The organism is Actinomadura rugatobispora (assembly GCF_055379765.1).
Genome location: NZ_AP029191.1, coordinates 5,353,538 through 5,372,944, shown reverse-complemented (window position 1 = coordinate 5,372,944; position 19,407 = coordinate 5,353,538). Strand labels below are relative to the sequence as shown.

At 74.5% G+C, this 19,407-nt stretch carries 15 protein-coding genes and 1 tRNA gene; 10 read left to right on the top strand and 6 right to left on the bottom strand.

What is annotated here, in order from left to right; genetic code table 11:
- Nucleotides 1-9 precede the first annotated feature (9 nt).
- Nucleotides 10-1,218: a PucR family transcriptional regulator gene (locus ACZ466_RS23855; RefSeq protein ID WP_378286180.1), complete on the bottom strand. Its 1,209-nt coding sequence runs from the start codon at nucleotides 1,216-1,218 to the stop codon at nucleotides 10-12.
- Between the two features lie 302 nt (nucleotides 1,219-1,520).
- On the opposite strand from ACZ466_RS23855, the gene ACZ466_RS23850 reads away from it, so the two are divergent.
- The 8 genes from ACZ466_RS23850 to ACZ466_RS23815 all read left to right on the top strand — a co-directional run bounded on the left by ACZ466_RS23850 (nucleotide 1,521) and on the right by ACZ466_RS23815 (nucleotide 10,886).
- On the top strand, nucleotides 1,521-2,342 hold the full coding sequence (locus ACZ466_RS23850; RefSeq protein ID WP_378286179.1) for an ABC transporter ATP-binding protein: 822 nt from the start codon (nucleotides 1,521-1,523) through the stop codon (nucleotides 2,340-2,342).
- The gene (locus ACZ466_RS23845; RefSeq protein ID WP_378286178.1) at nucleotides 2,339-3,178 is read left to right on the top strand and encodes an ABC transporter ATP-binding protein; all 840 of its coding nucleotides are present in this window, start codon (nucleotides 2,339-2,341) and stop codon (nucleotides 3,176-3,178) included. Before ACZ466_RS23850 ends, ACZ466_RS23845 begins: the two co-directional genes overlap by 4 nt.
- Complete coding sequence (locus tag ACZ466_RS23840) at nucleotides 3,175-4,074, top strand: branched-chain amino acid ABC transporter permease (protein ID WP_378286177.1); 900 nt, start codon at nucleotides 3,175-3,177, stop codon at nucleotides 4,072-4,074. Before ACZ466_RS23845 ends, ACZ466_RS23840 begins: the two co-directional genes overlap by 4 nt.
- Nucleotides 4,067-5,221 carry a branched-chain amino acid ABC transporter permease gene (locus ACZ466_RS23835; RefSeq protein WP_378286176.1) on the top strand — a complete coding sequence of 385 codons (1,155 nt, stop codon included), beginning with the start codon at nucleotides 4,067-4,069 and terminating at the stop codon, nucleotides 5,219-5,221. Before ACZ466_RS23840 ends, ACZ466_RS23835 begins: the two co-directional genes overlap by 8 nt.
- Nucleotides 5,218-6,486, top strand: a complete 1,269-nt coding sequence (locus ACZ466_RS23830) for an ABC transporter substrate-binding protein (protein ID WP_378286175.1) — start codon at nucleotides 5,218-5,220, stop codon at nucleotides 6,484-6,486. The genes ACZ466_RS23835 and ACZ466_RS23830 overlap by 4 nt, the downstream gene beginning before the upstream one ends.
- Nucleotides 6,487-6,608: 122 nt before the next feature.
- Nucleotides 6,609-9,458, top strand: coding sequence for an ATP-binding protein (locus ACZ466_RS23825; protein WP_378286174.1), 2,850 nt, complete (start codon nucleotides 6,609-6,611; stop codon nucleotides 9,456-9,458).
- A gap of 72 nt (nucleotides 9,459-9,530) precedes the next feature.
- Nucleotides 9,531-10,175 (top strand): hypothetical protein, encoded by a 645-nt coding sequence (locus tag ACZ466_RS23820; protein WP_378286173.1) that lies wholly within the window; start codon nucleotides 9,531-9,533, stop codon nucleotides 10,173-10,175.
- Between the two features lie 273 nt (nucleotides 10,176-10,448).
- A complete protein-coding gene (locus tag ACZ466_RS23815; RefSeq protein WP_378286172.1) occupies nucleotides 10,449-10,886 on the top strand; it encodes an ATP-binding protein in 438 nt (145 codons plus the stop codon).
- A gap of 1 nt (nucleotide 10,887) precedes the next feature.
- On the opposite strand, the gene ACZ466_RS23810 is transcribed toward ACZ466_RS23815, so the two are convergent.
- Nucleotides 10,888-12,507 (bottom strand): AMP-binding protein, encoded by a 1,620-nt coding sequence (locus ACZ466_RS23810; protein ID WP_378286171.1) that lies wholly within the window; start codon nucleotides 12,505-12,507, stop codon nucleotides 10,888-10,890.
- Between the two features lie 261 nt (nucleotides 12,508-12,768).
- Between ACZ466_RS23810 and ACZ466_RS23805 the strand changes: the two genes are divergently transcribed.
- Entirely contained in the window at nucleotides 12,769-13,776 is a 1,008-nt protein-coding gene (locus tag ACZ466_RS23805) for an alpha/beta hydrolase (protein WP_378286170.1), read from the top strand.
- On the opposite strand, the gene ACZ466_RS23800 is transcribed toward ACZ466_RS23805, so the two are convergent.
- Nucleotides 13,757-15,394 carry an MDR family MFS transporter gene (locus tag ACZ466_RS23800; protein ID WP_464043945.1) on the bottom strand — a complete coding sequence of 546 codons (1,638 nt, stop codon included), beginning with the start codon at nucleotides 15,392-15,394 and terminating at the stop codon, nucleotides 13,757-13,759. The genes ACZ466_RS23805 and ACZ466_RS23800 overlap by 20 nt on opposite strands.
- 128 nt (nucleotides 15,395-15,522) lie before the next feature.
- Here ACZ466_RS23800 and ACZ466_RS23795 point away from each other — a divergent pair, with 128 nt between their 5' ends.
- The gene (locus ACZ466_RS23795; RefSeq protein ID WP_378286169.1) at nucleotides 15,523-16,113 is read left to right on the top strand and encodes a TetR/AcrR family transcriptional regulator; all 591 of its coding nucleotides are present in this window, start codon (nucleotides 15,523-15,525) and stop codon (nucleotides 16,111-16,113) included.
- On the opposite strand, the gene ACZ466_RS23790 is transcribed toward ACZ466_RS23795, so the two are convergent.
- The 3 genes from ACZ466_RS23790 to ACZ466_RS23780 form a co-directional block, all read right to left on the bottom strand.
- Nucleotides 16,106-17,704 carry an ankyrin repeat domain-containing protein gene (locus ACZ466_RS23790; RefSeq protein WP_378286167.1) on the bottom strand — a complete coding sequence of 533 codons (1,599 nt, stop codon included), beginning with the start codon at nucleotides 17,702-17,704 and terminating at the stop codon, nucleotides 16,106-16,108. The genes ACZ466_RS23795 and ACZ466_RS23790 overlap by 8 nt on opposite strands.
- Before the next feature lie 20 nt (nucleotides 17,705-17,724).
- Nucleotides 17,725-17,798: transfer RNA gene (locus ACZ466_RS23785), tRNA-Gln, on the bottom strand.
- A gap of 42 nt (nucleotides 17,799-17,840) precedes the next feature.
- Nucleotides 17,841-19,397: a hypothetical protein gene (locus tag ACZ466_RS23780; RefSeq protein ID WP_378286166.1), complete on the bottom strand. Its 1,557-nt coding sequence runs from the start codon at nucleotides 19,395-19,397 to the stop codon at nucleotides 17,841-17,843.
- Between the last annotated feature and the right edge of the window lie 10 nt (nucleotides 19,398-19,407).

The following is a 19,407-nucleotide window of genomic DNA, read 5'->3' as shown; positions in this document are numbered from 1 at the left end:
CGGGCCCGATCAGGAGTCGAGGCCCGGGGCCGGGTCCAGCAGCCGGACGGCGCTCAGCGCCAGCACCACCTCGGTCAGGTCGCCGGGACGGGCCAGCAGCCGCCCGGTGAGCTGCTCGATCCGCCGCAGCCGGTTGAGCACGGTGTTGTGGTGGCAGTACAGCCTGGCCGCGGCGCGGGCGGCCGAGCCGTCGCACTCCAGCCAGGTGGTGAGGGTCGACAGCAGCACGTCCCGATAGACCGGGTCGATCTCGTACAACGGGCCCAGGACGGTGCGGCCGAGCCGTCCGGCCAGCCGGGGCTGGGAGACCACCAGCGCGGCGGGCAGCCGCCGGTCCAGCAGGGCGATCTCGGGCTCGTCCGACCAGCAGGTGCGCAGCGCCAGTTCGGCCAGCCAGCGGGCCGTGCCCAGTTCCGACAGCGCGTGCACGACGGGGCTGACGCCCGCGTGCGCCCGGACGTGCGGCCGGACCGCCTCGATCAGCTCGTCCAGGCTCGCGTTGCCCAGCGCGACCAGCGCGACCTGGGTTTCGGCGCGCATTCGCCACAGGAAGCGGATCCCGCCCGTCGTGGAGACCGACTCGGCGGCCTGCACCCCGGCGCGGGACGCGGCGGGGCCCGGCCGCGCGGCCATGTCGGCCTGGCCGAGGACGACGACGGCGTACCGGCCCTGCTCGGGCAGCCCGAGCACCTCGTTGGCGGTGGCGAGCAGGCCGCCGTCGGTGCCGTGGCCCTCCAGCAGGGCGTCCACGACCGCCTGCATCCGCTCCTCGTTGCGGCGCAGCAGGTCGTACTCGGTGCGGTGGTAGGCGGCGGCGGCCGTGCTCGACTGCTCGTCGATGGCGTACCAGGTGCGGGTGGCGTGCCGGACCAGCGTCGGGACGTGCGCGGGCTCGTCCTGCGCGACCGCCTCGACGACGGCCTCCCAGAACACCATGCCGGCCAGCCGGTACGAGCGCAGCAGCTGGTCGAGGGGCTGGCCCTGCTCGGCGCGGCGGCGGCCCAGCCGGGCGGCCCATTCCAGGTCGGTGCGGCCGCGGTCGGGGTCGAGGATCGCCTCCATGCCGTGGCCGAGACCGATGTGGCACACCTGCCACAGGTCGTCGCGCAGCCCGGAGGGGCGCTCCCATTCCTCACCGTCGCCGCGCAGGATCTCGGCGACCAGCCGGTCGGCGAGGTCGGGCAGCCGATCGGTGAGCCGCTGGACCGCCTTGCGCATGATCGCGGTCCCACTGCGGTCGGTTGACGTCGTCGGGCTCGACACCGCCTTCACCTTCCTCCACGAGAAGTGGCGCCATGGTGCCATCGGCGCGCGGTTGTGACCAGTCACCGGGGGCGGCGGCCGGAGGGATTGTGTCCGCTCACAATCGGCGGGTCCGCCGGTTGCTTCGCCTCCCTCAATGAGAACGCCGCTCTAGACCTCCTCTCACGGCCCGTGCTCTTGTTCAACCCCCGGCCCGACTGAGGCTCTGAAGGAGGCAAGGTGCGCGCTCGGCGACCGCTGCACGGGAGGGCTCCCGCATGAGTCCACCGGCACTGACCGTGACCGATCTGACGGTCGACTACGGCCCGGTGCGGGCCCTGCGGGAGGTCTCCCTCCTGGTGCCCGAGGGCGGTTTCGTGGCCGTGCTCGGCGGCAACGGCGCGGGCAAGTCCACGCTGCTGCGGGCGATCTCGGGCGTGCTCGGCTACCACGGCGGAACGGTCCGCGGCGGCACGATCGGCGCCGGCGCGGACGCCCCGGGCGGGCGTGCGGCCCGGGACCGGCGGCCGGACCGGATCGTCCGGAGCGGGGTGGTCCAGGTCCCCGAGGGCCGGGAGATCTTCGCGCGCATGACGGTCGGGGAGAACCTGCGCGCGGGCGCGCTGGGGGCCCGCGACCGCAGGTCCGTGGCGGCGGCCCGGGACCGGGTGCTGCGGCTGTTCCCGGTGCTGGCCGAGCGCGAGCGGCAGCGCGCCGGGCTGCTGTCCGGCGGCGAGCAGCAGATGCTGGCGATCGGCCGCGCGCTGATGGCCGAGCCGCGGCTGCTGCTGCTGGACGAGCCGTCGCTGGGCCTGGCCCCCATCATGATCGGCCGGATCGCGGAGACGATCCGCGCGATCAACGGCGAGGGCATCGCGGTGCTGCTGATCGAGCAGAACGCGGCGCTGGCCCTGGAGCTGGCCTCCTACGCCTACGTGCTGGAGGTCGGGGCGGTCGCGCTGGAGGGTCCGGCGCGGGAGCTGGCCTCCTCCCCCGAGGTCCGGGACCGCTACCTGGGGGTCAGCACGGAGAACGACGCCACCGACGACGCGATCGCCGCCGCCGCGCCCGTCCGCACGCTGTCGAGGTGGACCGGATGAGCGCCACCGCCCCCCACCCCGAGGCCGCGGAGGCCGCGCACCCGGACGCGCCGGAACTGGTCGTGGACCGGCTCACGGTCCGGTTCGCCGGGCTGACCGCGCTGGACGAGGTGAGCCTCACCGTCGCGCCCGGCAGCCTGCACGCGTTGATCGGCCCCAACGGCGCGGGCAAGTCCACCTGCTTCAACGTGCTGTCGGGCGTGTACCGGGCCACATCGGGGAGCGTGCGGCTGGGCGGCACCGAGCTCACCTCCCTCGCGCCGCACCGGATCGCGGCGCTCGGGATGGCCCGCACGTTCCAGAACATCGCCCTGTCGGGACGGCTCAGCACCGCCGACAACCTCATGCTCGGCCGGCACCGGCTCACCCGCACCGGGTTCGTGTCGGCCGGGCTGCGGCTGCCCGGCGGGCGGCGCGAGGAGCGGCGGCACCGCGACCGGGTCCGGGAGATCGCCGAGTTCGTCGGCATCGAGGAGCATCTGGCGACCCCGGCGGGCCTGCTGCCGTACGGCGTGCAGAAGCGGGTCGAGCTGGCGCGGGCGCTGTGCCTGGAGCCGCGGATCCTGCTGCTGGACGAGCCGGTCGCCGGGATGAACGGCGCGGAGCGGCTCGCGATGGCCGCCACGCTGCGCCAGGTCCGGGCCGGGCTCGGGCTGTCGCTCCTGCTGGTCGAGCACGACATGGACATGGTGGCGCGGCTGGCCGACGAGGTCACGGTGCTCGACTTCGGCCGGCGGATCGCCTCCGGCCCGCCCGCCGCCGTCCAGCGCGACCCCGAGGTGATCCGGGCCTACCTCGGCACCGGAGGCAACGGAGAGAGGAGCGAGAGCACGTGAGCGCGTTCGCCGAGGTCCTGGTCAACGGGCTGTCCAGCGGGGCCGTCTACGCGCTGATCGCGCTGGGCTTCGTGATCATCTACAAGGCCACCGAGGTCATCAACTTCGCCCAGCCGTCGCTGCTGCTGGCCGGCGGCTACGTCATCGCCGAACTGCACGACGACATCGGGTTCGCCGCCGCGCTGCTGCTCGGCATCGGCACCACGGCCGCGCTGGCCGCGCTGGTGGAGGTGCTGGTGCTGCGGCGGCTGAAGGCGAACGCGGCGGGCGGGCACTCCACGCTCAGCATCGTCACGATCGGCGTCGACATCATCCTCACCGTCGAGCTGACCCGGCGGATCGGCACCCGGGTGCTGCCGCTGGGCGACCCGTGGGGCGACCGGGTGGTCCGGCTGGGCGACGTCACGATCGCGCAGACCCGGCTGGCGGCGATCGCCGTCGCGGTCGTGGCCATCACCGCGTTCCTGCTGGCGTTCAAGTACACCTCGTGGGGCATCGCGATGCGGGCCACCGCCGAGCGGCGGGAGACCGCGGCGCTGATGGGCGTGCGGCTGGGCCGGGTGTCGGCGGGGGCGTGGGCGGTGGCCGGGGCGTTCGCCGCGCTGGCCGCGCTGTTCCTGTGCGTGTTCCCCACCCCCGGCCTCGACCGCACCACCTCGTTCGCCGCGCTGAAGGCGCTGCCCGCCGCGGTGATCGGCGGGGTGGACTCCACCACCGGGGCGCTGGTCGGCGGGCTGCTGATCGGGATCACCGAGTCCGCGGTGGTCGGCTACCAGGCCGACTTCTCGCTGCTGGGCGGCGGCTTCGCCGAGGTGGCGCCGTACCTGCTGATGGTCGCGGTGCTGCTGGCCCGCCCGGCCGGCCTGTTCGGGACGCGGGAGGCCGCCCGTGTCTGAACGACTGCCCCGGGTGCTCCTGGTCGCGGGCCTGGCCGGGCTGCTGGTCCTGCCGTTCTACGCGGGGTCGTTCTGGCTCCAGGCGGGGCTGTTCGCGATGTCGGCCGCGGTCGGCGCCATCGGCCTGAACGTCCTCACCGGCGCCGCGGGCCAGCTGTCCCTCGGGCACGCCTTCTTCCTCGCCGTCGGCGCGTACTCCTACGTGTGGCTGGCGGCCGAGCCGGAGAAGGCCGCCGGGCACGAGCTGACCGGCCTGGGCCTGCCCACCTGGCTGGCCGCGCTCGCCGCGGTCGCGATCGCCGGGGCCGCCGGCGGGCTCTGCGCCCCGATCGCGGCACGGCTCAAGGGCGCCTCCCTCGGCGTCGCCACGCTCGCGCTGGTCTTCCTCGGCCAGCACGTCCTGTTCCGCGCCGATCCGGTGACCGGCGGCGTCAACGGGCGCGCGGTGCCGCCGCTGGAGCTGTTCGGGTTCACGTTCGCGGACGTGCCGCAGCCGGTACTGGTGCTGGGCGTGCCGTTCGGGGGCCTGGAGCGGCTCTGGTACCTGGCGCTGGCCGTCCTGCTGCTGTCGGCCTGGTTCGCCCGCGGCGTGCTGCGGTCCCGTCCCGGCCGCGCCCTCAACACGCTGCGCGACCACGAGATCGCCGCCGGGGCGCTGGGCGTGCCGGTCGGCCGCTACCGGGCCGCCGCGTTCGTGCTGTCGTCGATGTACGCGGGCCTGGCCGGGGTGCTGCTGGCCCTGGTCTTCCAGCGGACCGTCCCCGACTACTTCGGGCTCGCGCTGGCCCTGGACTACCTGGCCATGATCGTCATCGGCGGGCTGGGCACGGTGGCCGGCGCCGTGCTCGGCGCGGTGTTCGTCGCCGTGCTCCCCTCCCTGCTCACCCGCTACGGCGAGGCCATCCCGCTGGTCGCCGAGCCCGGCGCGCCCTCGGGCGTCGCGCCCGCCGAGGCGGCCCGGCTGGTGTACGGCGCGGTGTTCGTCGCCGTCCTGCTCTTCCTGCCGGGCGGACTGCTCGGCGCGGCCGCCCGGTTCCGCCGCGGGCGCGCCTCCTCCCGCCACCGCACCGGAGCTCCCCCTCCAGCCCCGCACAGCACCGGCAAAGCCGGCCAAGCCAGCCATGAACCCGAGGAGCAACGCGCATGAAGCATCCGATGAACCGGCGGCGGGCAATGCTCGCCGCGGCGGCCGTGTCCCTCAGTGTCGCGGTGGGTGCCGCGGGATGCAGCGGCAAGGCCGCCGAGGGCGGCGGGTCCGGCGACGTGAAGGCCGGTCCCGGGGTCACCAAGGACAAGATCACGCTGTCCGCGCTGACCGACCTGACCGGGCCGTACGCCGCGCTCGGCAAGGGCGTCACCCAGGCGCAGAAGCTGTACTACGACCAGCTGAACGCGGCCGGCGGGGTCTGCGGCCGCAAGATCGAGCTGGTGGTCCGCGACCACGGCTACGACGTGCAGAAGGCGCTGGCCGCCTACAGCGAGGTCGGCCCGCGCTCGGCGGCGATCCCGCAGGTCATCGGGTCGCCGATCACGATCGCGCTGCGGCAGCGGCTGGAGAACGACCACCTGCTCACCATCCCGCAGGCGTGGTCGCACACCCTGCTCGGCAGCAAGTACGTCCAGCTCACCGGCACCACCTACGACCTGGACATCATCAACGGCGTCGACTTCCTCATGCGGGCCAAGGGCGTGAAGAAGGGCGACAAGGTCGGCCACCTGTACCTGGAGGGCGACTACGGGCTGAGCGCCCTGGCCGGCGCCAAGTACGCGGCCGGGAAGGCCGGGCTGACGCTGGTCGAGCAGCAGGTGAAGGCCACCGACGCGGACATGACCGCGCAGGCCGGCGCGTTCAAGAAGGCCGGGGTGAAGGCGATCCTGGTCAGCGTGAGCCCCAAGCAGGCCGCGTCCCTGGTGGGCGTGGCCGCGGCGAGCGGGCTGAACGTGCCGTACGCCGCGAGCAACTCCGCGTTCGCCCAGCAGCTCCTGGCCACCCAGGTGGGCGGGATCATGCAGAAGGACTACTACGTGGCCACCGCGGGCCCGCCGTTCAGCTCCGGGACCCCGGCGCTGCAGAAGCTCGCGGGCGAGTACCAGATGGCCTACAAGGGGGAGCCGCTGGACTCGGCGGTGTACTCCGGCTACGTCACCGCCGCCATCGTCGGCGAGGCGCTGAAGAAGGCGTGCCAGAGCAAGGACCTCACCCGGGACGGCATCGTCGCCGCGCACCGCTCGAACGCCAGGTTCGACCTCGGGTTCGGCGCCGCCACGATGGACTTCACCCAGTGGAACCGCCCGTCGGCGCGCGGCAGCTTCATCGTCAAGCCGGACAAGGCGTCCCAGGGCGGCACCAAGCTCGTCGAGCCGTCCAAGGAGTCCGAGCTCGCCAAGGGCTACAACCCGCCCGCGGGCTGACGGCCGGCGGGCTCCGCCTCTGAGGGGGGACGCCGCCGGGCCGGCCCATCGGCCCGGCGGCGTCCGGAAGAGGCGACAAGCGGGGGTTCGTGCGCCCGATCGACACGAACGGAGAGTGTGACGTGACCGCCACGACGACCGCCGCCCGCCTGCTGGAGGCCGTCCCGGACCGCCACCGGGACGCCGCCCCGGCCCCGGCCGTGCTGCACGGCCGTGACCGGGAGCTGGAGGCCATCGGCGGGCTCCTCGACCAGGCCCGGGACGGCCAGGGCGGGGCGCTGGCCGTGCTCGCCGGGCCCGGCCTGGGCAAGACCGCGCTGCTGGAGGCCGCCTCAGAGCGGGCCGGTCCCGGCTTCCGGACGCTGCACGCGCGCGGCGTCCGGCAGGAGTGCGCCGTCCCGTACGCGGGGCTGCACCGGCTGCTGCATCCCGTGTCCGGTGCGATCGCGCGGCTGCCGGAGGCGCTGGCCGGGTCGCTGGCGCCGCTCGCGGGCGGCGCCGACCGCGACGGGGCCGCGCCGTTCACCCTGTACTCGGCGGTGTGCGCGCTGCTGTCGGAGGCCGCCGCCGACGGCCCGGTGCTGTGCCTGGTCGACGACGCGCACCTGCTGGACCGGGTCTCGCTGGAAGCGCTGGCGTTCGCCGCCCGGCGGCTCCGCGGCGTCCCGGTCGCGATGGTGTTCGCGGCCCGGCCGGGGCCGCCCGTGTCACCGGTGGTCGAGTGCCTGGCCGACATCCCGGCGCTGCGCCCGGCCCCGCTGGACGAGGCCGCGGGCCTGCGCGTCCTGGAGGACCTGACCCGGGGCGCGCTGGACGAGGAGGCCGCCGAAGAGATCGCCGAGCTGGCGGCGGGCAACCCGCTGGCGCTGGTGGAGCTCACCGCGGCGCTCACCCCCGAGCAGTTGTCCGGCACGGCCCCGCCGCCGCGCGCGCTGCCGCCGCGCAGCGCGCTGCGCTCCCACTACCGGCGGCGCTACCTGCGGCTGACCGCCGGGGCGCGGCGGCTGGTGCTGATGGCCGCCGCCGACGACCGGCTCGACCTGAACACCCTCGCCCGCGCCGCCGGCGAGGACGGCATCGACCTGCGGGAGCTGGAGTGGGCCCGCGCGTCCGGGCTGATCCTGGTGGACGGCGACCGGGTCGAGACGCCCAGCGCGCTGATCCGCTCCAGCGTGTACGCCGACGCCCCGCCGGCCGAGCGGCGGTCCGTGCACGAGCTGCTGGCCCGCGCCCTGGACCGCGACGGGCTCGCCCCGCGGCGCAGCTGGCACCGGGCGGCGCTGGCCGAGGAGCCCGACGACGCGCTCGCCGCCGAGCTGGCCCGTGCCGCCGAGTCCCTGCGGAACGACGGGCGGCACGAGGAGGCGTCCCGGATCTGGCAGCGTTCCGCGGTCCTCACCGCGGCGCCGGAGATCCGGGCGGACCGTTATATCGCCGCGGCCCGCCAGGCCTGGACCGCGGGACGGACCCGGCGCGCCCGCGCGATGCTCCGGCAGGTCCGGCCGTGCACGTCCGACCCCGGGCGGATCGGGCGCGCCGACCTGCTCCAGGGCGAGATCGAGATGTGCGACGGGCTGCCGGTGATGGCGCTGTGGATCCTGCAGGAGGCCGCCGACCGGCTGGCGGGCGTGGACCCGGCGCTGGCGCTGGAGGCGCTGCTGAAGGCGCAGGCCGCCGCCGACACCACCGGCGACCACCACTGCTACCGCGGCATCACCGAACGCGCGATCGCGCTGCCGTCGCCTCCCCCCGGAACCGCCGTGCCGGTGATGGAGCTGTTCCGCGACTACTTCGCGGGGCTGAAGGCCGCGGCCAAGCACCGGCAGGACGAGGCGGAGCGGCGGCTGCGGCGCGTCCTGGGCGCGGCGGAGGCGATCGACGAGCCGTCCGTCCGCTCCTGGGCGAGCGTCGCCGCGATGGCGCTGGGCGACGACCGCCGCGCCCGCGACCTGGCCGCCCGCGGCGTCGCCGGGACGCGCGGGCGCGGCGGCACGGTGGTGGAGCCGCGCGCGATGACGCTGCTCGCGCACTGCGAGATCATGCTCGGCCGCTACCCGGCGGCCGAGGCCACGGCCCGCGAGGGGATGCGGCTGGCCCGCGCCGCCGGGCAGCGCAACCAGCTGATCGAGCAGCGGGCCGTGCTGGCGCTGCTGGCCGCCTTCCGCGGCGACCGGGAGGCGGCGCTGGAGCAGCTGGACGGCCTGGCCGAGGAGGGCGGGCGGCGCGGCCTGATCCGCGCCACGTCCCTGGACACCTGGGCGATGGCCTGCCTGGACCTGGCCGACGACCGTCCGGCCGACGCCGCCGCCCGGCTGCGGCACCCGGCGGGTTCGGGGTCGGCGTACCCGGTGCTGCGGCTGCTGGCGATCCCGCACCTGGTCGAGGCGGCGGTGCGGACCGGGCGGCGCGGCACGGCGCTGCGCGCGTTCGCGGCGTTCGAGCGCTGGGCGGGCGACGGCCGCGCCCCTGTGCGGGCGGCGCTGGCCGAACGCTGCCGGGCGCTGCTGGCCGAGGACGACGAGACCGCCGGCAAGCACTTCGAGGAGGCGCTGCGGCTGCACGAGGGGGGCGACTCGGCGTTCGAGCTGGCCCGGACCGCGCTGCTGTACGGGCACCGGCTGCGGCGCGGCCGGCGGCCCCGGGACGCGCGGCCGCACCTGCGCAACGCCGCGCAGATCTTCCAGCGGGCGGGCGCCGAGCGCTGGGCCGCCCGCGCCCTCGCGGAGCTGCGGGCGGCGGGGGAGACGCTGGAGCGGCCGGCGCCGGACGGGTCCACCGGGCGGCCGGGGCCGCTGGCGGAGCTGACCGCGCAGCAGCTGCAGATCGCGCGGCTGGTCGCGGGCGGCGCCACCAACCGGGAGATCGCCGCCCGGCTCGTCATCAGCCCGCGGACGGTGGACGGCCACCTGCGCAACATCTTCACCCGGCTCGGGCTGCGCTCCCGGATCGAGCTGGCCCGCCTGTTCCACTGAGGCGCCCGCGGCCGGGCCGCGGGCGGGGGGCGCCGTCCGATTCGGCCCCGCACGCGGGCTATCGTCCGGATCATGACGCGGATCGGGCGGGAGATCATCGAGCTCTGCCGTGAACGGTTCGGCCCCCCGCCCCGCGCGTTCGAGCGCGGCGACGCCCGCGAGGTCCGGCTCGGTGCCCCGGTGTGGCTGCGCCTGGCCCGCGACGGTTCGCTGCGGACGATCCTCCGCGACGTCCTGGAACGCCAGGAGATGCTGCTCGCCCACGGACGGGTGGTGTGGGGCAGCGTCGTCCAGGCGGACGCGTCGCTGTTCCGGCGCGGCCGGGGCGACCGGCCCGCGCTGGTCATCTACAGCCCCGACCCGGCCTTCGACGAGATGCCCGACGACCTGCAGGACATCGCGGGCCGGCTGTTCAGGCTGCGCGGCGCCGCCCCCGGCGACCCGGACCTGCGGAAGTTCGCGGCGATGCTCGCCGACCCGGACCGGCGGCCCTCCCGCGCCCCGGTGCCGCGCCCGCTGGTGGGCAGCCTGCCGGTGTACGCCACCACGGTGCTGGTCGCCCGCCGGCACGTCCCGGACCGCCATCTGGCCGCGGGCACGTTCCCGCTGATCATCCATCCGGAGACCGAGAGCACCATGCTGCTGCCGGGGCGCTACTGGCCGCCCCCGCTGCTGGCGCTCTGGAAGGCCGCCGCCGACGGCACCGGCCGTTCATGAATTGACAAACCGGATGTTTCACTGTGCTCATCTCCGATACGGAGACCGGTGAGCGATCCGACCGAGGAAGTTTACTTGTTCCACGATGTCCGGACGGCTCCGGCACCGATACGGTGGTCCCGCCAGATGAGCGGGCACCGGGCACCGCGAGCCGTCCCGGATTCCGGCTCGGGGCAGGGGCGCCCGGCGAATTCGATCGTGAACCGCGTACGGTGCGCGCCGCCGATCTTCCGACTCGCAGAGTGGTGACCCCGTGACCCTAGGTGCGACACCGTGAGCACGAGCACGAGCGAACCCGCGATGGACCGGCTCGGCGACCGGCTGCTGCTGCCCGCCGCGACCGGCTCCCCCGGCGACGGGCGGGCGGTGCGCCGCGCCGTCCGCGAGCGCGCGGCCAAGGTCGTCGGCGCCCCGGACGTGCTGGACGACATCGAGCTGATGACCGCCGAGGCCCTGGCCAACGCCGTGCTGCACGGCTCGGGCGCGATCGGGATCACCGTCGCGACCGACGGCCGGCGGCTGCGCGTCGAGGTGCGCGACGACGGCCCCGCCGACGTCCGCAAGGACCCGGCCCGGCGCTGCGTCGACCACGGCCGCGGCCTGGCGGTCATCGACGCGCTGTCGGCCGAGTGGGCGCTGGAGCGGTCCTCCGGCGAGACCCGCCTGTGGTTCGTCGTGGAACCGCCCGACGCTCCTGACCCGGCGTCCTGACTCAGGCGGGGTCGTCCTGGGCGGCGGGGGCCAGCCTGGCGCGGACGATTTTGCCGGTGGCGTTGCGCGGCAGCTCGTCCACGAAGTGCACGTCGCGCGGCACGGCGAAGCGGGCCAGCCGGGAGCGCACATGCTCGCGCACCGCGCCGGCGTCCAACTCCGTGTCAGGGTTCCGCACCACGTAGGCCACCAGCCGCTGCCCGAAGTCGGGGTCGGGGGCGCCCACCACGGCCACCTCCCGCACCTCCGGCAGCACGGCCAGGACCTCCTCCACCGCGCTCGGGAACACGTTCTCCCCACCCGAGACGATCATGTCGTCGTCCCGGCCGCGGACGAACAGCCGGCCCCGCTCGTCCAGGTGCCCGACGTCGCCCAGGCTCATCAGGCCGTCCCGCATCTCCTTGGTCTCGCCGCCGGTGTACCCGGCGAACAGCAGCTCGTTGGCGGCGAAGATGCGGCCGGTCGTCCCGGGCGGCACCGGCTCGCCGCGCTCGTCCAGGATCGCCAGCCGGGTGCCGGGCGGCGGGGTGCCCGCGGTGTCCGGGCAGGCCCGCAGGTCGGCCGGGGTCGCGATGCTGACCCACGACGCCTCGGTCGACCCGTACAGGTTGTAGAGGTGGTCGCCGAAGGCGTCCATGTACGCGGTCGCCAGCGCCCCGGGCAGCGCCGACCCGCTCGCGGCGGTGATCCGCAGCGTGGACGTGTCGTACCGGCCCCGCACCTCCCCGGGCAGTTCCAGGACGCGCTGCAGCATGACCGGCACGACGATCAGCGCGGTCGCGCCGGTCTCGGCGACCGCGCGGAGCGTCCGCTCGGGGTCGAAGCGGCGCCGCAGCACGATCGTGGCGCGCAGCGGGACGGCGGCCTGGAGCATCGCGTACCCCCAGGTGTGGAACAGCGGCGCCTCGATGAGCACCCGCTCGCGCACCCGGAAGGGGATCCGGGACAGGATCGAGGCGAGCGGCGTCATGCCGGGCCGCGAGTGCCGGTCGGCGCCCTTGGGCGTGCCGGTGGTGCCGGAGCTGAGCACGATCGTGCGCCCGGCGCGCGCCGGCGGCCGGATCCGGGCGCCGGCCGCCCCGGCGATCAGCCGTTCCATGTCCGAGTCGGGGCCGTACGCGGTGACCACCCGCACGCCCTCCGGGACCGCGTCCAGGAACTCCCCGAACTCGGGGTCGGCGATCACCACCTCGACGCGCTGCCCGCGCACGACGTCCAGCAGCTGCGCGGTGCTCATCCCGGTGTTGAGCATCACCAGGTCGGCGCCCAGCTTGCTGCACGCCACCAGCGACTGGACCATGCCGCGGTGGTTGCGGCACAGCACCGCGACCCGGGACGGGGAGCCGAGCGCGCCGAGGGCGGCGGCGAGCCGGTCGGTGCGCTCGTCCAGCTCGGCGTAGGTGAGCTCGCCGTCGTCGTCGACGATCGCCGTCCACCCGGGGTCGCGGCCCGCCGACGACACCACCGTGCCGCCCATGAGGGTGCCCCAGCGGCGCAGCGCGTTCAGCTGGCGGGCGACCCGGTGCGGCGGGCCGGGCCGCAGAAGCCCGCTGCGCGCCATCATGACGCCGATCCGCCAGGCCGCCAGGGCGCGGGCTCGGAGGCCCGATGGTCCGGTCATGTGCTGCTGTCACCGCCTGTGTCGTCCGGCTGCGGGCGCCGCTCGCACCACGACCGTAGAGGCCGCCTCACCGAACCGGCTTCTGCCCCAGGACAGGTATTCGGAGCGGCCGTTATTAACGTCCTGACAATCGGCGGGCGGGGGCAGCCGTCACTCAATCCCGGCCAGTACCACCGGGGCGAGTTGTCACTCCCGCCCATAGCCCGCGCCGCCGCGGTCGAGCACACTGCAGGGCAGTTCCCGAGCCGCGAGGTGAAGGCAATGACACGCATTTCCTGGCGCCGCTCCCTGGCCGCGGGCGCCCTCGCCATGGCCGCCGTCGCCGCGGCGGGCACCGTCACCGCCGGCCCCGCCCGGGCCGGCGCGGGACTGCGCGCCGACACCGGGGCGGAGATCGTCAAGGAGACCCGGCTGAGCGCCCGCCAGGTCGACGTGACCATCGACTCGCCGTCGCTCGGGAAGTCCGTGAAGACCCGCATCCTGCTGCCGGCGGGCTGGAGCGAGGGCGCCACGACCACCTGGCCCGTCCTTTACGCCTTCCACGGCGGCCAGGACGACTACACCTCGTGGACGCGCAACACCGACATCGAGGAGTGGGCGGCCCGGTACGACGTCATCGTGGTCATGCCGGAGGCGGCGAACGGCTCGTACGCCGACTGGCACAACTACGGCAAGCGCGGCACGCCCCGGTGGGAGACCTTCCACACGACCGAGGTGCGGCAGCTCGTCGAGCGCAACTACCACGGCGGGGCGCTGCGGGCCGCGATCGGCAACTCCTCCGGCGCGCAGGGCGCGGTGTCGTACGCGGCGCGGCACCCGGGCCTGTTCGAGCACGTGGTGTCGCTGAGCGGGCTGCTGTCGATGCGGTCGCCCGGGATCCCGGCGATGCTGATGTTCACGAACGCGGCCAACGGCCAGGACCCGTACGCCATCTGGGGCATCCCGCGGCTGGACGACGCCAGCTGGAAGGCGTACGACCCGTACGCGCTGGCCGAGAAACTACGCGGCACCAAGCTGCACTTCACCGCCGGGACGACCGGCCGGCCCGGCCCCGGCGACCCGGACGTGGCGCCGTGGGACATCGGCCTGCTGAGCGAGATCGCGATCGGCGCCAACAACAAGGAGTTCCGGAAACGGCTCGACCAGTTGGGCGTCCCGTACACCGCGAACATCTACGGTGACGGGCGCCACAACTGGCCGGCCTGGATCCGGGAGGCGACGGCCGTGTGGCCGTCGCTCATGGAGTCGATCAGCGCCCGGAAGGCGTGACCCCGGCCTCCTTCGGGTCGTCCGCGGGCCGGGGGGCCGGGACGGTTTCCGGGGCGGTCTCCGGGGCGGTCGCGGCCTCGGGAGCGGTGTCGGCGGGCAGGTCGAGCGCGTCCCGCAGCACGACCGGCTTGAGCGCCAGCGCCGCGACGATCCCGACGACCGCGATCCCCGCCGAGATCAGGAAGATGTGCCCGGTGGCGTCGCCGTAGGCGGCGCGCACGATCTCCCGGACGGGGGCGGGCAGCGCCGCGATGTCGAGGTCGCCCCCGGCCCCGCCGCCCTGGATGCCGAGCCGCTCCAGGCCGCGCGTGATGTTGGTGGCGACGTGGTTGGCCAGGACGGCGCCGAGCACCGACACGCCGATCGTCCCGCCCAGTGAGCGGAAGAAGGTGACGGCCCCGCTGGCGGCGCCGACCTCCTTCAGCGGCACCGAGTTCTGCACGACCAGGACCAGGTTCTGCATGGACGCGCCGACCCCGATGCCGACCAGCAGCATCCCGAACGCGACGTACGGCAGCGGCGTGGCGTGGTCGATGACGCTCAGCGCGGCGAACCCGGCGGTCAGCACGACCGTGCCGAACACGATGTAGGGCTTGACCCGCGCGGTCTTGGTGGTGAGCCGTCCGATGATCGTGGACGAGCCCAGCACGCCGACCATCATCGGAATGGTCAGCAGGCCGGCCTCGGTCGGGCTGTAGCCGCGGCCGATCTGGAAGTACTGGCCGAGGAAGACCGCGCCGCCGAACATCGCCATGCCCACGGCCAGGCTGGCCACGATCGACAGTGCCGTGTTGCGGCGGGCGATGATGTCGAGCGGGACGACGGGCTCGGCGACCCGCGCCTCCACCCAGACGGCCGCGGCCAGGAGCACGACGCCCGCGCCGGCCATGGTGAAGCTCTCCCAGGAGACCCAGGCGAACGACTCGCCGACGAAGGTGATCCAGAGCAGCAGCAGGCTGACGCCGGCCGCGATGAGCAGCGCGCCCCAGTAGTCGATCTTCACGCCGCCGCGGCGGACCGTCGGCAGGTGCAGCGTCTTGTGCAGGAGGCCGAAGGCCACCACCGCGAACGGCACGCCGATGAAGAAGCACCAGCGCCAGCCGAGCCACGAGGCGTCCACGATCAGGCCGCCCAGCAGCGGGCCGCCGACGGTGGCGACGGCCATGACCGCGCCGAGGTAGCCGTAGTACCGGCCCCGGTCCCGCGGGCTGATCATGCTGGCCATGACGATCTGGACCAGGATCTGCAGCGCGCCCAGGCCCAGGCCCTGCACGGCGCGGGCCGCGATGAGCTGCCCGGTGTTCTGCGCGAAGCCGGAGACCAGCGACGCGACGGTGAAGATCACGATGCCGATCTCGAGAAGCAGCTTCTTGTCGTAGAGATCGGCGAGCTTGCCCCAGATCGGCGTGCTGGCCGTGGAGACCAGCAGGGTGGCCGTGACGACCCAGGTGTACTGCGACTGGCTGCCCTTGAGCGCGCCGATGATCTGCGGCAGCGCGGTGGAGACGACGGTCGCGCTCAGCATGGCCACGAACAGCACCAGCAGGAGGCCGCTGAGGGCCTCCAGTGTCTGCCGCCGGCTCATCGGCGCGGACGCCGGCGCGGACGAGCTCTGCACGCTCGAAGCACCCGCCCTTCCAGGGATATAAGGATTGTGGTGACGTGACACAGAATGCTCTGGAGGCACAGAATATTCCCAGTGGGCAAAATTTCCCACTGGGAAGCCAAGGTAAGCTGGGACACATCATGGGCACCCCGGGCGGACTCCGCGAACGCAAGAAGGAAGCGACGCGCCAGGCGCTGCACGAGGCCGCCATGCGCCTCGCCGTCGAGCACGGCCTCGACGCCGTCACCGTCGAGTCCATCGCCGACGCCGCCGGGGTCTCCCGGCGCACCTTCTCCAACTACTTCGCCGGCAAGGAGGACGCCGTCCTCTACGGCGACGAGCAGCGCGTCGAGCGGATGCTGGAGACCTTCAGCGACCGTCCCGCCGACGAGACCACCTGGACCGCGCTGCGCCTCGCCTTCCACAGCCTCTACGACGAGGCCGGCGAACCCGACCCCCAATGGGCCGCGCAGTCCCGCATCGCCCGCCAGCACCCCGGCGTCCTGGGCCGCCAGCTCGCGCACTACGCCACGCTGGAGCGCCGCCTCGCCGAGGAGATCCGCGCCCGCGAGGGCCTGCCCGCCGGGAACCGCCGCGCCCGCGTGATCGCCGCCGCGTTCCTCGGCTCCATGCGCCTGGCCGCCCACATCTGGGCCGAGGAGCAGCCGCCCGGCCCGCGCCGCGCCCTCATCGACGAGATCCTCGACGAGATGGCCCGCCCCTTCACCTGAGGAAGTCCTGGCCGGTCCGCGTCACGCGGTGGACGGCCTCGGCGAGCGACTCGGCCCCCCAGATCGCCGCGCTCCGCACGTCGGTCCGGGCCCCGGCGTCGACAAGCGCCCGTACCGCGGGCGCCGGGGCGCCGGTGAGCACGGCCGCCACCAACGGCGTCCGGTCCCAGAAGTCGCGCGCCTCCAGATCGAACCCCTCGTCCAGCAGCCGGGGCAACAGCACCTCATGGTCCAGAACGTGCAGCCAGTGCAGCAGCGAACGGCCATCACCATCGCGCGCGTGCGCGTCGTAACCCACGTCCAGGCACCGCAGCACGCCTTCGGTATCGCCGCGCTCGACGCGGCGGAACAGCTCACGGCGCTGCTCCCGCAACGCCCGCGGCAGGAAACCGGCGCCGTCCCAGCTCTGCCGCACGGCGAAGCAGCCCGCGACCTTGCCTCCGAAGGCGCGCAGCGCCTCCTCCCACCGCCGCTCCTCGTCCGTGTGCCCGCGGATGCGCAGCGCGCCGCGCTCGAACGACACCTCGTGCCAGGCGTCCCCGCACCGCACCCGGGCGACCTTCGGCGGCGCGGATTCCCCCGGCCCACCGCCTCCGGCCGCGTCCCGTCCCGGAAAGAGCGCCTCCCGCACGAGCGGATGCAGCTCATCCGGAGTGAGCCGCCCCGCCCGCACGAGATCCAGATCCGGGGACCGGTGCCAGAACAACTCCGGCAACGCCACCAGCGGCTCGGGCCCCAGATCAGCGCGGTTGCGCACATAGGTGACCCGCAACCCGTCGTCCAGCGCCTCCAGCAGCAGGCTCATCAAGCTCACCTCGGTCGGCCGGGGCAAGGGCAGGAACGGCTGCAGCGGCCAGTTGAGGCGAAAGCGCCCACCCCCCAGCAACCCCACCTCCGCCTCGATCCGGTGCAGGGCCAGGGGAAGCATCCCGAGCTTCCACCGCCGCTCGTCCAGGTCCTGCGGATCATCCGGGTGGAGTTGCAAGCGGATGCCCGCCTCCGCGAACGCGTCCTCGACGAGGCCCCGCTCGTGCAGCACGCTGACCCGCTCCGCCCACCCGACCGGATCACCCGGGCTCTCCGCGGCCTCGCGGGGCGTGCCGTCCGCCTCGAAGAACGGCGCACGGCCGCGCCCGCCATGCCGGGCCAGGATCTCCCCCGCCCGCCGGACGTCCCAGACGTATCCGGGAGCGAGGAACCGTCCGGGCCTGGCCGGCCCGAACTCCAGACTGTTCGGACGCGGCCGTGGACGGAAGAGCCGCAGATCGCCGTACGCGGCCAGCTCATAGCGGTCGGCGTCCCCGCTCAGATGCCAGCGCAGCAGGTCAGGAGCCAGATAGAGCAGATCATTCTCCAGCGCCTCGGCGACACCCGTCCCGTGCTCGGAGGCCACCCGCGCCAGATCGAACCCGACGACCACACCCGCTTCCCGGCACGCGCCCCGCCAGTCCCCGGCCAGCCGCCGCTCCGTCGCCCGCTCGATCAACCAGCGGGGCACCTCGTACCGGCGCTCCCGCTCCCAGAACCCCGCGACCTTCCGCCCGAACGGCCCGCACTCGGACGTAGCCGGATGCGGCCCCGACCTTCCCATGCCCCTCCACGACGTTCAGGTGGCGAACCGGCCGGATTCGAACCGGCGTCCTCCCGGATCAGGGCCGGGTGCGTCGACCTCTGCGCGACGACCCGCCACCGCGCAGCCTAACCACCCCAGAACGCATATCTCGCCCCTATTCACCGGCGTCCTGGAGGAAGGCCAGGTCCTTCCTGTTCCAGATCCGGGCGATCTCGGCCGGCAACCCGCCGCTCACGTCGGCGCAGGCCCCGGCCCCGATGAGCGCCCGCACGGCCGCCGCCGACGCGCCGTTCGCCACGGCCGCCACCAGCGGCGACCGACCCCAGACGTCGCGCGCCTCCAGATCGAACCCCTCGTCCAGCAGCCGGGGCAGCAGCACCTCATGGTCCAGAACGTGCAGCCAGTGCAGCAGCGAACGGCCATCACCATCACGCGCGTGCGCGTCGAACCCCGACTCCAGGCACCGCAGGACGCCCTCGGTGTCACCGCATTCGACCCGGTGGAACAACTCCCGGCGCTGCTCCCGCAACGCCCGCGGCAGGAACCCGTCGCCGTCCCACCTCTCCCGTACGGTGAAGCAGCCCGGAACGGTGCCGCCGAGCGCCCGCAGCGTGCCCTCCCGCCGCCGCTCCTCATCCGTGTGCGCGTGAACCCGCAACTCCCCGCGCCGGAACGACACCTCGTGCCACTCCCCCCGGCACCGCACCCGCGCCACCTCCGGCGGCGCGCCCCCTGGCCCGACCGGACCGTCCGGGACGCGCTCCGGGAACAACGCCTCCCGCACGAGCGGATGCAGCTCATCCGGAGTGAGCCGCCCCGCCCGCACGAGATCCAGATCCGGGGACCGGCGCCAGAACAGCTCCGGCAACGGGTCCGCCGGCCCGTCCACATCGCCCGGCCGCATCCACGTGACCCGCAACCGGTCGTCCATCGTCTCCAGCAGCAGGTCCGTCTGCGCGTCCCACGTGTTCGGTGTGAGGGAGAAACGCCACATCTGCACGAGAAAGCGCCCGCCGCCCAGCAGCCGCACCTCCTTCTCGATCCGGTGCAGGTCCAGTGGGACCCTGCCGACCAGTGGGACCCTGCCGAGGAACTCCAGCGCCCGAGCGTTCCCGGGGGCCAGCAACTCGATCCCCGCCTCCGCGAACGCCTCCTGCACCGCCCCCCGCTCGAACAGCGCGGTGAGCCGCTCGGCCCGCTCCACCGGACCGTCCGGCACCTCCGGCGGCTCCCGCGGCGTCCCGTCCGCCTCGAAGAACGGCGCCCGCCCACGTCCCCCGAGCCTCGCGAGCAGTTCCCCGGACCGCCGCACGTCCCAGACATGACCGGGAGCGAGCAGGACATCGGGCTTGGCCCCGAACCCCAGCCCCTCCGGCCAGCTGAGGAACAACCGCGACTTCCCGTACGCGGCCAGCGCATAAGCGTCGGCGTCCCCGCTCAGATGCCAGCGCAGCAGGTCGGGCGCGAGATGCAGGAGATCGCGCTCAAGCCTCTCGGCGACGCGCGCCCCATGCTCGGAGGCCACCTCCGCCAGGTCGAACCCCACGTCCACACCCGCCGCCCGGCACGCACCGAGCCAGTCACCCGCCAGCCGCCGCTCCGTCGCCCGCTCGATCCGCCAGCGGGGCGTCCCGTACCGCCGCTCCCGCTCCCAGAACCCGGCGGCCTTCCGCCCGAACGGCGGGCACGCCGCCGTCCCCGGCCTGCCCATGCCCCTCCAC